The sequence below is a fragment of the Cyanobium sp. Tous-M-B4 genome (assembly GCF_024345395.1).
GTDB lineage: Bacteria > Cyanobacteriota > Cyanobacteriia > PCC-6307 > Cyanobiaceae > Cyanobium_A.
In genome coordinates this window covers 72,185-84,804 of record NZ_JAGQBA010000007.1, presented here as the reverse complement: position 1 = coordinate 84,804, position 12,620 = coordinate 72,185, and the positions used below count along the sequence as shown (strand labels likewise).

Sequence of the window (12,620 nt, the reverse complement as noted above, 5' to 3'; positions counted from 1 at the left end):
CCTTGGGGCTTGTCTTGAATCAGATCGAGCGCAATTTCGGCAAGGGTTCGATCATGCGCCTGGGGGATGCCTCCCGCATGCGGGTGGAAACCATCGGCACCGGTGCCCTCACCCTGGATCTGGCCCTGGGTGGGGGTTATCCCAAAGGCCGAGTAGTGGAGGTCTATGGGCCGGAGAGTTCCGGTAAGACCACCCTCACGCTGCATGCCATTGCCGAGGTGCAGAAGCGAGGTGGTGTGGCCGCTTTTGTGGATGCGGAGCATGCTCTCGACCCCGTCTATGCAGCGGCCCTTGGCGTTGACATTGAAAACCTGCTGGTCTCCCAACCGGATACCGGTGAGATGGCCTTGGAGATCGTCGATCAGCTGGTGCGTTCAGCCGCCGTGGACATTGTGGTGATCGACTCGGTGGCGGCCTTGACCCCCCGCGCTGAAATTGAAGGTGAAATGGGGGATCTGGCTGTGGGTGCCCAAGCTCGTCTGATGAGCCAGGCCATGCGCAAGATCACCGGCAATATCGGTAAATCCGGCTGCACCGTGATCTTCCTCAACCAGCTGCGCCAGAAGATCGGTGTCACCTACGGCAATCCGGAAACCACCACCGGCGGTAATGCCCTCAAGTTTTATGCATCGGTGCGCTTGGACATTCGCCGGATTCAGACCCTCAAGCGGGGCACCGAGGAGTACGGCATCCGCGCCAAGGTGAAGGTGGCAAAAAACAAAGTCGCCCCGCCCTTCCGGATTGCTGAATTTGACATCCTGTTTGGCCGTGGTATCAGCACCCTGGGCTGTTTGCTCGACTTGGCAGAGGAGACCGGTGTGGTAATCCGCAAAGGTGCCTGGTATAGCTACGAGGGCGACAACATTGGTCAGGGCCGGGACAACACGATCACCTGGTTGGAGCAAAACCCAGCCCAGGCTGAGGTGATTGAGCGACTCACTCGGCAAAAGCTGAAGGAGGGCTCAGAGGTCACCGCCAATTCCATGAAGCCCCTTGCCGCGGCGGCTAAGGCGGCTGTTGCAGCATCAGCCCTCGCTGAAGTTGGCGATGGCCTCGAAGAGTTGCCGGTGGCTAGCTGAGCGGCTTGCCCTAGCTCAAGGGAGTGTGAATGCTCCCTTGAGCTGGTTGGGGTTAGGCAGGTTGGCTGGGGATTGAGCTCGTGGTCCCTTGGCTGCCACGGGGCTTTGGAGCACTTGGGCGACTCGCTGCAGCTCCTGAATGGCTTCGGCTCCTTCCAGCTTCACCAGTTCGTGGCCATTGCGGGATTCCACCCAGCTGATGCCGAAATCGGAAACTAAGAACCGCACCATGTGGTTCGCGTCGAGGTTGGCGACGAAGGAGGCTCCGTGACCATCTCGGCCATCACCGCAGACGTAGCAGGTGGCAGCAGTGCCTCGGTCTTGAAGGCTTTTGGCGAGAGCCTGCAGACTCATCACCAGGTCGTGAACCACAGATCTGTACTGCTCGGCTAAGCGTGGGAACACGACGATCCGACGGATTCACAAGATCCTAATCTTTTCTTCAGGATTTGGCGGGTCAGCCGTCGGACAGGTTCCACCATCCGGCTGCGGGGCCGACAAAACGAACCGTCAGCCAGAACAGCACCAAGGCGCCGATGCCTATCCAGGCCCCTTTCGTGGTGAGGGTGACGAAGCGATCAGCCTGGTTGCGCGTTAGTGGCAGCCAGGCTGCGATTCGTGGTGAGGTGTCAATTTCTTTGGGCCGTTTCGGCTTAACCAGCTTGGGTGGCAGACCCTGAATGCTGCGTCGCTTGGCTTCCCCCATGGCCTCCGCTACTTGGATGGTGAAGTCAGGATCCCACGTCAGTGAGGCAGTAGGCGGGTGAGGTTGATCCAGGGTTCCAGGGCCGCAAGCACCTGGCGGCCCCAGCTCCGCCCCCGCAGCCGCCCATCCAGTACGGCCAGCCGGCCAGCGCCCTCGCGCCTAAGCCCCGCTACACCGAGCTGCAAACGGGTGAGGGCATCTGGCAACAGGCCCTCTCGGAACCAATCGCGACCCTCCCGGCGCAGGGCCATTACTCGCGCAGCGGTGAGTGGATCTTCGAGGCTGGCGATCGGCAGCAGGGCGATCACGATCTGGCTTGGCAGCGGCAGCCGGGCCTGCTGCTCGAGCCACCAGCACCAGCGGGCACAAATCACCCCATTGCCTTCGGGCGCGGTGCTCTCGTGCACTACTCGACTGCCGAATTCCGCCGCCAGCCCACTGGCCAGTCCTAATCGCAGGGCGTCGTCATCGATCAGTACGACCGTTAGCCCAGCTTGGCCAAGGATCAGGCGCCGGCTTTGCTCGAGCAGGTGCTGTCCGTAGTTCGGGCTATTCGGCAGCGGTTGGCGCAGCGGTGCAAATAGGGGCAGGGGGTCGGCAAGGGGCGCATCGCCGAGATTCAGCTCCACAACCGGTTGCAGCCCCAATTCACTCCCCTGCCCAAGTTGGCCCAGCAGCACCGCACCCCGCCGCTCCAGCAGGCCGCGGAGTAGCGCCAGGGGCTCGAGGGGGTGGCGGTGCAGTTGCCATTGCAGCAGTTGGGGATTCAGCTGGGCCCAGCTGGTCCAGCCGTCGCCCTTGGCGGCCAGCCAGTCGGGCCATGGCGGGGGTAGGGGGCTTAGCAGCTGCAGTAGGTGGCGCAGGGGTGCTTCGTCGTCTGGGGCCAGGGCCACCAGCTGGTTGGGACGGTGGGGAGCGCTGAGCACCCGGCGATTGAGCAGTTGGTGCAGGCTCAGCAGGCTGGACTCAGCCGCTGGCTGGGCCAGCCGCAGTTGGTCCCAGTGCTGGGGCGTGACCACCACCTCCAGGGCTTGGCCCAGCAGGGCGTCTAGCTGTTCAGCCTCCGGGATCACCAGTTGGCGCTCCCCCAGCCACCCCTGTTGCCAGGCCGCCACCAGCTGCTGATGATTAAGCAACCAGACGCGGGCATCTTCTGGTGATTGGTCGCCTTCGAAGCAGGGCAGGGCCATGCTTGGTTCGGCCTTTGCCAGCCTGGGCAGCTCCACTTGCAGCAGCCGTTGGCGTTGGGCCTCGCCCACCACTATTGCCAGGGGGCACTCGCTCAGGGCTAGGGGTACGAGCAGGCTGATCCACCAGCTGGGTTCGCTGCCTGGGGCTAATCGCACCAGGGTGTGGTCGCCGCGGCGCAGGCTGCGGGCCACCAAGCGGCTGAGGCTGAGGTGGTGGGGCCAGGGAGCACTGCCCTCCTGGCGCAACAGGGCTTTGAGTTGCTGGTGGGCGTGGGCTTCGAGCATTCCCAGCCAACCAACAGATAAAAAGCGTAGGAAGCTGGCGGGATGGCTCCTGCGCCCCGATGACTTCCGATTCCTTGCCCAGCCCCCAGGCTCCTGCTCGCAGCACTGCCAATCTGTGGCGGCAGGGGCCCGTGGGGATCGTGGGCTTGGGATTGATTGGCGGCTCTTTGGGGCTGGATCTGCAGCACCAAGGCGTGGAGGTGCGTGCATTAGTGCACCGTGAGGCCACCGCCGAGCGAGCCCGGCAGCGGCTCCTGGCCACCGTGGTGGGCACCAACCCCGCCGTGCTGGCTGGCTGCAGCCTGGTAGTGCTGGCCCTGCCCCTAGATCGGCTGCTGGAGCCGCCGCAGGAGTTGGTGGCGGCGTTGCCACCCCAGGCGGTGATCACCGATGTGGGTTCGGTGAAGGCGCCTGTGCTGGAGCTCTGGCAGGGCCTGCATCCCCGTTTTGTCGCCAGTCATCCGATGGCCGGTACGGCTGAGGCGGGCGTGGAGGCGGGGCAGCAGGGGTTGTTTCGCGGGCGCCCTTGGGTGGCGACCCCCGCTGCCGCCACCGATCCGCAGGCGCTGGCGTTGGTTCAGGGCTTGGCCCAGGCTGTGGGGGCCCACTGGCTCAGTTGCGGCGCCGCTGAGCACGACCAAGCGGTGGCGCTGATCTCCCACCTGCCGGTGTTGGTGGGTGCCGCCCTGCTGCAGACGGCTGATCGGGCTGGCGCTGCGGGCGCCGGGGATCTAGCCGGCCTAGTGCGCGCCTTGGCTTCGAGCGGCTTTGCCGACACCAGCCGGGTGGGCGGCGGCAATCCGGAGTTGGGCACCCTGATGGCCCGCTGCAACCGAGAGGCGCTGCTAGTGGCGCTGGCGGCCTACCGGCAGCAGCTGGAAGCCCTCGAGCAGCAGGTGAGCCAGGGGAATTGGCAGGATTTGCGGCAGGAGCTCGATCGCAGCCAGGAGTTGCGGCCGCAGTTTCTCTGATCCCCTCGACATGGCTAGGTGCTCAGTCCGCTGAGGCTCAGCGTCTGGCCCCGCTCTGCCAGCAGCTGCCGGCAGGCCATCAGGGCAGAAAGGCCTACGGCGGCGGTGCCCTCGCCGGGGTGGATCGAATCACCGCATAGCCACAGGCCCGGCAGGGGGGTGCGGCTGGCTAATCCGAAGGGCCCGAAGCGGCTGGGGTGCTGTCCCAGGCCGCCCACAAAGCCAAAGGGCCGCCCGGTCCAGCGCTCAAACCCCCGGGGTGTGGCTAGTTCAGCGTGGCGCCACTGTTCTGGGCTGATGCCCAGCAGCGACTCCAACCCCCGCTGCATGGCGGCTAGCGCTTCAGCCTTTGCTTGGTCGTAGGCGCTGGCTTCGAGGCCAAACCAGGGCTTCGCTGGTGTGAACACGCTGGCGATCACCGTGGCCAGGCCCGCCGGCGCCCGGCCGTCGCCCTCGTGGCTCACCGACACAAACAAGCTGCCCGGATCGGCCCAATCGAGTTGTAGGTGGGCGGGACAGTTGGCAGGCAGCAGGGCTCGCTCAATGGCACCGTAAAAAACCAATGCCCCAGATGGCTCGCTCAAATTTTCTATCCGGCTGCGGTAGCCCGCGGGCAGCTGCTGGCCGAGCAGAGCGGGCAGGCTTTGTACCGGTATGGCCAGTACCACATTGGTAGCGCTCAAGTTGAACGTCTGCCCCTTGCCGGCCCCCCCCAGCTGCTCGCCCTGCAACCTCCAGCCTGCCCTGCCGGGCCCGCCTCCAGGCTCGTTGCTGCGCTCCAGGCTGCTCACCCGGTGTCGCAGTCGCAGCTGGCCGCCGCCGGCAGCCAGGGCCTGCTCCAGCTGCTGGCTGAGCACCTGCATTGAGCCCTGCAGGTGCCAGAGCCCAAGCGGTGCCTGGCCCATGGCCAGCACGGTGGCGCCATAGAGGGCGGCGGTGCGCTCTGCTGGCTCCTGGGAGTAAAGGCGTAGCTGCAGATCCAGGAAGCGGCGCAGGCGTGGATCGTCGCCACAGCCCGTGAGCGTGAGCAGATCAGCCACACTGGCGGCAGCCAGTAGGCCACTGGCCAGGTTGGAGGGTCTCAGGGCCGGCAGCAGCTGGCCCAGGTCCCAGAGGCTGCGCGGCGGCAGCACCGGATCGCGGCTTGCAAAAGCCCAGTTGGCACCATGCAGGGTGGCGCAGAGCTGCCAGAAGCGGCCGCTGCCGGGAAACTGCTGCTCCCGCTCGGCGTTCCAGCGCGCAGGATCGCGCCAGATCCGCACCGGCGGCCGGCCATCGGCCAGATCCACCACGCAGGCCGGATCCAGGGGGGTGGCCTGCGGTAGGGGCAGACCGAAGTGGGCCAGCAGGCGCTGGTGGCTGCCGCCCGGTTCCAGGCCTGCCACCTGGGTGGCGCCCACATCAAAGGTGTAGGGGCCGCGGCGGAAGGTGCCGGCGCAGCCGCCGCTCTGCTGGTGGGCTTCCAGCAGTTCCACCGTCAGGCCCTCTCGGGCCAGAAGGGCTGCGGCGGTGAGGCCGGCGATGCCGGCGCCCACTACCACTACATCGAGGCGCTTCTCCATGGCGCCATGCTGGCAACCAGGTGCGCGAGCGCGCGATGCAGGCCTGGGTAGAGCAGCAGCTCGGCTGCGCCGTGGTGGCCCAAGCGCCGCTGGGGGGTGGTTGTATCCACCAGGCCTGGCGGCTGGAGTTGGCTGATGGTCGCAGCGTGTTTGCCAAGACCAACGGGGCCGCAGCACTGCCCATGTTTGAGGCGGAGCTAAACGGCCTGCAGCAGTTGGCACACCATGCGCCTGCCGCGCTGGTGATTCCAGAGCCCCTGGCCTGGGGAGTGGCCGACGATCGCGCCGTGCTGCTGCTCAGCTGGTTGCAGTTGGCAGGCTCATCTGGCGCCGCAGCTGAAGGTGGTTGGTTTCGATGCGGCCAGGGCTTGGCCCAGCTGCACCGCAGCAGTGCCGGCTCGGCACCAACCCCTGGCTACGGCGCTGCGGCAGACAACTTCATTGGATCAGCCCCCCAGCCCAACGGCTGGCGCTCCGCTTGGGGGGTGTTTTTTGTGGAGTGCCGCTTGGCGCCCCAGCTGGCTTGGGCCGCTAGCCGGGGAGAGCCGCTGCGGGGAGCACGGGAGCTGCTGGAGCTGGTGCCGCGATGGCTGAGCAGCCATCACTGTGAGCCGGTGCTTGTGCACGGGGATCTTTGGTGCGGCAATGCGGGCCTGCTGACCAATGGCTCCAGCACAATGTTTGATCCCGCCTGTTTCTGGGGAGATCGGGAAGTGGATCTGGCGATGGCCCAGCTATTCGGCGGTTTTCCGAAGGCTTTTTTTAGCGGTTACAAAGATGTCTGGCCGCTGGAACCAGCGGCCAAGGGTCGGGTCGCCCTCTACAACCTGTATCACCTTTTGAATCACGCCAATCTGTTTGGCGGCGGCTGGGGCCGCCAGGCTCAAGCCAGCATTGATCAGCTGCTACTTAATAGGTGCTGATTAGCCCAGATACTCCTTGCGCAGGTTCTGGACCTTGGCCACCACCGCACCACGCTTTTCGCTGGTGGTGAGGTTGTGCCAACTCCACTGGCCTACAACTACCAAGCCCAGCAGTTCTAGCAGGCCGGGAACCACGGGCAGCAGGTTGATTGCGTCGAGCACTCCTTTGATCAAGATCTGAGCGACGATCACAGCCAGAATCACGCCGCTGGCTTTGCCGATCCGGCCCATCTGGCTCCAGTCCACTTGGTCCAAGGTGCCGTTCACCTTGGCAAGTATTTCGCTGTAACGCTCACTAAAACTGGCTTCGGCGGCACCGGAGGTGGCGTCAGTCTCCACTTCAGTGGCAGTGCCCTGCTCAACCGCGTCGGTGGTGGTATCGCTCATGGACCGGTTGGAAGGCGAATGTTTGGAATGATTCATAAGGTATCGGCGTGTTCTCCCAAGCGCCAGAGCAAATCAGGACTGATCTGCACCTGCTCACCGTTTTGCGCCCCATCCTGGCCAGCGCCGAACCGGAGGAGGGTTGTGCATTGCTGTTGGGCGAAAGCTATGAGTGCGACTGGCAACTGCGCTTGATCTGGCCGTGTTGCAACGTCTGGCCCCAGCCTCAGCAACGCTGCCGTCGCTTTGCGATTGATCCAAGGGAGCAGCTGCAGGCGCAGAAGTGGGGCAGGGCGCAGGGGCTGGAGCTGCTGGGCTCGGCCCACAGCCACCCCACCAGTGGGGCCGCGCCTTCTGACACCGATCGCAGTCTCTGTGGGGTATCCACTTTGATGGTGATCCTCGGGGCCGAAAACCTTGGCGGGGAGTTGGTTGCCTGGTGGCTGCCGGAAGCTCCGGCCGCGCCCCTGCGCCTGCCATGGAGAATGGTGTCCTGATCCAAGAGGCCATGCTTCCTCCCGACACCAGCGGCGTCCAGCTCAGCCCCGATGAGGTGGCTCGCTTTGCCCGGCACCTGATCCTGCCAGAGGTGGGTATGGAGGGGCAAAAGCGGCTCAAGGCGGCTTCTGTTCTGTGCGTGGGCACCGGTGGGCTCGGCTCGCCCTTGCTCCTTTATCTAGCGGCTGCCGGCGTAGGCCGGCTCGGCATCGTCGATTTCGATGTGGTCGACCACTCCAACCTCCAGCGCCAGGTGATCCATGGCACCAGCTGGGTTGGCAAGCCCAAGATTGAATCGGCCAAGGCCCGCATCCTGGAGATCAATCCCCATTGCCAGGTGGATCTCTACGAGACCGCTCTCACCAGCGAAAACGCCCTGGAGATCATCTCCGGCTACGACCTGGTCTGCGACGGCACGGATAACTTCCCCACCCGCTACCTGGTGAACGACGCCTGCGTGCTGCTGGGCAAGCCAAATGTCTACGGCTCGATCTTCCGCTTTGAAGGTCAGGCAACGGTGTTCAACCTGGATGCAGCCAGCCCCAACTACCGGGACCTTTTCCCTGAGCCGCCGCCGCCGGGCATGGTGCCCTCCTGCGCCGAGGGCGGAGTGGTGGGGGTGCTACCCGGAATCATCGGTGTCATCCAGGCCACCGAGGCGGTGAAGATCATCACCGGCATCGGCACCACCCTCAGCGGCCGGCTGCTGCTGTTTGATGCCCTGGCGATGAAATTCAGGGAGCTGAAGCTGCGGCCCAATCCCGAGCGCCCAGTGATCGACAAACTCATTGATTATCAAGAGTTTTGCGGCGTTGGCGGCACCGCACCTGGCCAGGAAGAATCCGGAGCTGTGGAGAGCATCAGCGTGGGCGAGCTCAAAACGCTGCTCGATGGTGATACCAGTGGCCTGGTGCTGATCGACGTGCGCAACCCCCCCGAGGCTGAGATCGCCGTGATTGCCGGCGCCGTTTTGATCCCTCTCGATCAGATCGAGAACGGCACGGCCGTGGAACGCATCCAGCAGCTGGCGACAGGCAAAAGCCTTTACGCCCACTGCAAGCTGGGCGGCCGCAGTGCCAAGGCCCTGATCGCCCTGAAACGTCACGGCATCGAGGGCATCAACGTAGCCGGCGGCATTGATGCCTGGAGCCAGGAAGTTGATCCGAGTGTGATGCGCTACTGAGGCCTCTTCTCAGTAGTCCAGCCTCAGTAGTCCAGCATCAGTAATCCACGCCGCGTTTGAGATCGACGCCGCGCTCGGCGTAATGCTTGTGGCACACCATCTCGGAGTGCACCGAAGCCAGGTCGAAATAGGCAGGCCGGTTTTTACAGCGGCCGGTGAGAATTACTTCCGTTTCAGCGGGTTTGCGCAGGAGGGTTTGCACGATCGGCTCCACCGGCAGCAGCTCCAGATCCACTGTCGGGTTGATCTCATCGAGGATCACCGTTTTGTAGAGGCCGCTAGAGATGGCGGCCCGGGCGATCTCCCAGGCCCGCTCAGCTTCCACGTAGTCGATCGGCTGCTGCTGGCCACGCCACACGATTGCATCGCGCCCGGAGCGCAGGTGATCCACCAGGTGGGGATAGCTCTCGCGCAGAGCTGCTATAGCGGCATCTTCGGTGTAGCCAGCGCCACCTTTGAGCCACTGCAGAATCAGCACCCGGTGGCTTTTGTCCTGGCTGATGCCACGGCCGATCGCCTGCAGCCCCTTGCCCAGGGCACTGGTGGATTTCCCCTTGCCTTCACCGGTGTAAATCTCGACGCCTTCAAGGCCGCCGGGGCCCTGGTGGGCGCGCATTTCCGAGTGCAGGTCAGCCAGTTGCACCAGCTGGCGGGGCGCACCTCGACCTGTGCAGATCACCTCCATGCCGTCGGGTTTGGCCGCCAGGGTGCGGGCCACATCTTCGACATCAAGCAGGCCCAGATCCAGCACCGGGTTGAGCTCGTCGAGCACCACCACGGAGTAGAGGTCGCTGGCGATGGCCCCTTTGGCGATGTCCCAGCCCCGCTGGGCCTCCTGCCGGTCGAAGCGGGTGGCTTCCTCGGCGCTGAAAAAGTCTCCCCTGCCGGTGCGCACCTGATCGATTAGATGGGGGAAGCCCTGTTGCAGGGCTTCGATGGCGGCGTCTTCGTCGTAGGCCCGGCCGGGTCCCTTGAGAAAGCGCAGTAGCAGCACCCGTGTGCGTTTTTGCTCGCAGATACCCAGGCCGATGGTGCGCAGAACTACCCCTAGTGCCGCCTGGCTTTTGCCCTTGCCATCGCCGTCGTAGACGTGCAGCTGGCCATGGGCGCGCTCATCGCTGCCGGCCGCCGTACGGATGCCGATACCTCGGCCCGTTCCCCGTTGCGGCGTCTGGGTGCTGCTCATGTGGCGATGTTACCGGCGTCATTGGGGTGGGGGTTGCCAAGATCTGGGCAGGAGTTTGGTGGCGATGTTGTTTTCCCTGTTGGAGCCGTTGCCGCCGCCGTTGGAGCTGGCGCTGGCTTCGTTGCGTCAGCAGTTGGCGTGCCTAGATCGGGTGGTGTTGGCCTATTCCGGTGGGGTAGATAGCGCCCTGGTGGCTGCCATCGCCGTAGAGCAACGCGGTGAGGCAGCTTTGGCGATTACGGGTGTGTCGCCGGCCCTAGCCCCCCACCTGCGGGCGGAGGCGGCGGAGCAGGCTCGTTGGCTGCGGATCGCCCACCGGGAGATCGCTACGGCGGAGCTGGCAGATCCTGCCTACGCCAGTAATCCTGAGCAGCGCTGCTACGCCTGCAAGCGGGAGCTGCACCGGCTGTTGGCACCGATCGCGGCCGCGGCGGCAGGGGCGACCGTGCTCGATGGCGTCAATGCCGAGGACCTAGGCGATCATCGGCCCGGCATTCGGGCCGCAAAGGAATTCGGAGCGCGCTCACCCCTGGCCGAGGTGGGCCTCGATAAGGCCGGCGTACGTCAAATTTCTCGGGCCTTGGGATTGCCCTGGTGGGACAAGCCGGCCCAGCCTTGTTTGGCCTCACGCTTTCCCTACGGCGAACCGATCACGGCGGAGCGGCTGCAGCGGGTGGCTGCAGCGGAAGCCTGGTTGTTGGCAATGGGATGGCCCCAGGTGCGCGTGCGCTCCCAGGGCCAGACGGCTCGGATTGAACTGCCTCCCCTCCAATTGGATCGGGCCCTGGGTTTGTGGGCAAAGCCCGAAGCGAGGCAGGCGCTGGTGGCGGCCTTCCTGGAGATCGGTTTTAGCGCCGTGGGGCTGGATCTGGAGGGGCTGGTGAGCGGCAAGCTCAACCGGGAACTGGGCTCAGTTAACCGGTGATTAGCCCCCCGAGATCAGAGGGTCACCGCGGCGGTGAACTCCTGAGCTTGCAAAGGATCACGCGGGCTATCAGCAATCGACGGCGGCGTCTCGCGGCGGAAGCTGGTGAGCTTGTGGTCGTTGGCTGAAAGCTCGGCGGCGAGAACCGCACAGGCTTTTTCCGGCATCGTGTGATCACCGCAGGTGAACACATCAACCGCCGCGTAGCCCGATTCCGGCCAGGTGTGAATCGAGATATGGGATTCGGCCAGCAGGGCCAATCCCGTAACCCCTTGGGGTTCGAATCGGTGGGTGATCAGGTTGAGGAGGGTGGCACCGGCACGCTTCGCTGCTGCGGTGATGGTGTCCCTCAGGAAGGCTTCGTCGTCGAGCTTGGCGCTGTCGCAGCCATAAAGCTCAAGGATGCAGTGTTTTCCGACTGTTTCGGAAATCTGGTGAGGCAGGGGAGAGGCTGCGGTGGTAGCAGCAGGGGCCTCGGTCCATCCCGGGTTCGGGTGGAGGCAGGGCAGGGTCTGGGTCATCGAATCCGACCAAACAAGCTTCCAACCATACGCTGTCAGCCAGGTAGCTGCGCCTAGCTGGCCAAGTCAGTTGGCATCTTCGGATCGAGCTGGCCGGCGCGCATCCGCACCACCTGGCTCTCGGCCTGCCAGCCCCCACTGAAGGCTCCTAGGTGGGTGGCACTCACCAGGCACTGGTGACCTTCGCCCACCGCCTCGAGCAGCAATTGTTGCCGCTCCGGATCTAGCTCGGCGAGCACGTCGTCGAGGAGCAGCAGGGGTGGCTCCCCCAAGACGGAGCCCACAAGCTCGAGCTCAGCCAGCTTGAGGGCCAGTACCAATGTGCGCTGCTGGCCAGCTGAGCCGTAGCGGCGGGCCGGTTGGCCGGCCAGGGCGAGCTCTAGTTCGTCCCGGTGGGGCCCCACCGTGCATTGGCCTAGCCGCAGTTCCTCCTGGCGTTGAAGCTGTAGCTGCTCAAGCAGGGATTGACGCCAAGGCTCCTCAGCCTCCTCGCCCGCCAAGACGGTGCCACTTTGGTAATTCAGTTGCAGGATCTCCCGGCCGCCGCTGAGCCGCTCCTGCCAGGCTGCGGCCAGGGGCTCGAGGCGCCGGATCGCCCGGAAGCGACGCCGGTGTAAGCGGGTGCCGATCACGGCCATTTGCAGATCAAAGGTGTCGAGCAGGGCCAGCAAGCTGGTTCCCCCCAGGCCGCGCCGCAGCAATTGGCTGCGCTGGCGTAGCAGCCGGCCGTAGCGACTCAGCAGGTCGCTGTATAGAGGTTCGAGCTGTAGCACCACCCGGTCGAGCCATTGACGTCGGCCGGCTGGCTCGCCCCGCACCAGCTCGAGGTCGAGGGCGCTGAAGCCCACGCAGCGCAGCGAACCCAGCAGGTCGAGCTGGCGCTCCAGCTGCTTGCCGTTGCGCTGGGCCTGCCTGCCAGCACTTCGGCGCAGCTCCAGCTGCAGCTGGTCCCCGCCGCTGGTGAGGGCGCGCACCTGGCCGCTGGCCTCGCCGTGCTGGATCAGATCACGATCGCTACTGGTGCGGTGGGAGCGCAGGCAGCCAAGTAATTCCACCGCTTCCAGCAGGTTGGATTTGCCCTCGCCATTGGCCCCGACCACCAGCAGCCGGGGAGCCTCCAGGCTCAGCTCCAGCCGACTGATATTGCGGAAACGCAGCAGCTCCAGGCGATGCAGCCGGATGGGTCTGATGCGGTGAGCGGCTAAGG

14 protein-coding genes are annotated in these 12,620 nt (G+C 65.0%); 6 read left to right on the top strand and 8 right to left on the bottom strand.

Annotation, left to right across the window (positions count from 1 at the left end):
• Positions 1-2 precede the first annotated feature (2 nt).
• Complete coding sequence (gene recA / locus KBY73_RS13610; RefSeq protein ID WP_254937619.1) at positions 3-1,079, top strand: recombinase RecA; 1,077 nt, start codon at positions 3-5, stop codon at positions 1,077-1,079.
• A gap of 15 nt (positions 1,080-1,094) precedes the next feature.
• On the opposite strand, the gene KBY73_RS13605 is transcribed toward recA, so the two are convergent.
• From KBY73_RS13605 to KBY73_RS13595, 3 genes are read right to left on the bottom strand one after another with little or no spacing between them, the layout of a single operon-like run.
• Positions 1,095-1,484 carry a DUF1815 family protein gene (locus KBY73_RS13605; RefSeq protein WP_254937618.1) on the bottom strand — a complete coding sequence of 130 codons (390 nt, stop codon included), beginning with the start codon at positions 1,482-1,484 and terminating at the stop codon, positions 1,095-1,097.
• A 52-nt stretch (positions 1,485-1,536) separates the two neighbouring features.
• Positions 1,537-1,785 carry a DUF2839 domain-containing protein gene (locus KBY73_RS13600; protein WP_254937617.1) on the bottom strand — a complete coding sequence of 83 codons (249 nt, stop codon included), beginning with the start codon at positions 1,783-1,785 and terminating at the stop codon, positions 1,537-1,539.
• Between the two features lie 38 nt (positions 1,786-1,823).
• Positions 1,824-3,260 (bottom strand): helicase, encoded by a 1,437-nt coding sequence (locus KBY73_RS13595; RefSeq protein WP_254937616.1) that lies wholly within the window; start codon positions 3,258-3,260, stop codon positions 1,824-1,826.
• A 59-nt stretch (positions 3,261-3,319) separates the two neighbouring features.
• Between KBY73_RS13595 and KBY73_RS13590 the strand changes: the two genes are divergently transcribed.
• Complete coding sequence (locus KBY73_RS13590; RefSeq protein WP_254937615.1) at positions 3,320-4,231, top strand: prephenate/arogenate dehydrogenase; 912 nt, start codon at positions 3,320-3,322, stop codon at positions 4,229-4,231.
• Positions 4,232-4,245: 14 nt separating this feature from the next.
• On the opposite strand, the gene crtD is transcribed toward KBY73_RS13590, so the two are convergent.
• Entirely contained in the window at positions 4,246-5,793 is a 1,548-nt protein-coding gene (crtD, locus tag KBY73_RS13585) for a C-3',4' desaturase CrtD (protein WP_254937614.1), read from the bottom strand.
• Positions 5,794-5,813: 20 nt separating this feature from the next.
• On the opposite strand from crtD, the gene KBY73_RS13580 reads away from it, so the two are divergent.
• A complete protein-coding gene (locus KBY73_RS13580) occupies positions 5,814-6,716 on the top strand; it encodes a fructosamine kinase family protein (RefSeq protein ID WP_254937613.1) in 903 nt (300 codons plus the stop codon).
• Here the strand turns inward: KBY73_RS13580 and KBY73_RS13575 are convergent, their stop codons facing one another.
• Complete coding sequence (locus KBY73_RS13575; protein WP_106632368.1) at positions 6,717-7,103, bottom strand: CAAD domain-containing protein; 387 nt, start codon at positions 7,101-7,103, stop codon at positions 6,717-6,719. It lies immediately after the preceding gene.
• A gap of 101 nt (positions 7,104-7,204) precedes the next feature.
• Between KBY73_RS13575 and KBY73_RS13570 the strand changes: the two genes are divergently transcribed.
• On the top strand, positions 7,205-7,597 hold the full coding sequence (locus KBY73_RS13570) for a M67 family metallopeptidase (protein ID WP_254937612.1): 393 nt from the start codon (positions 7,205-7,207) through the stop codon (positions 7,595-7,597).
• Positions 7,598-7,608: 11 nt separating this feature from the next.
• A complete protein-coding gene (gene moeB, locus KBY73_RS13565) occupies positions 7,609-8,781 on the top strand; it encodes a molybdopterin-synthase adenylyltransferase MoeB (RefSeq protein ID WP_254937673.1) in 1,173 nt (390 codons plus the stop codon).
• A 37-nt stretch (positions 8,782-8,818) separates the two neighbouring features.
• On the opposite strand, the gene KBY73_RS13560 is transcribed toward moeB, so the two are convergent.
• On the bottom strand, positions 8,819-9,967 hold the full coding sequence (locus tag KBY73_RS13560; protein WP_254937611.1) for a cob(I)yrinic acid a,c-diamide adenosyltransferase: 1,149 nt from the start codon (positions 9,965-9,967) through the stop codon (positions 8,819-8,821).
• 64 nt (positions 9,968-10,031) lie between these two features.
• Between KBY73_RS13560 and larE the strand changes: the two genes are divergently transcribed.
• Positions 10,032-10,892, top strand: a complete 861-nt coding sequence (gene larE, locus KBY73_RS13555) for an ATP-dependent sacrificial sulfur transferase LarE (protein ID WP_254937610.1) — start codon at positions 10,032-10,034, stop codon at positions 10,890-10,892.
• Between the two features lie 14 nt (positions 10,893-10,906).
• Here the strand turns inward: larE and speD are convergent, their stop codons facing one another.
• Together speD and recF are read right to left on the bottom strand one after the other, a co-directional pair.
• Positions 10,907-11,413: an adenosylmethionine decarboxylase gene (speD, locus tag KBY73_RS13550; RefSeq protein ID WP_254937609.1), complete on the bottom strand. Its 507-nt coding sequence runs from the start codon at positions 11,411-11,413 to the stop codon at positions 10,907-10,909.
• A gap of 53 nt (positions 11,414-11,466) precedes the next feature.
• Entirely contained in the window at positions 11,467-12,594 is a 1,128-nt protein-coding gene (gene recF, locus KBY73_RS13545; RefSeq protein ID WP_396097187.1) for a DNA replication/repair protein RecF, read from the bottom strand.
• Between the last annotated feature and the right edge of the window lie 26 nt (positions 12,595-12,620).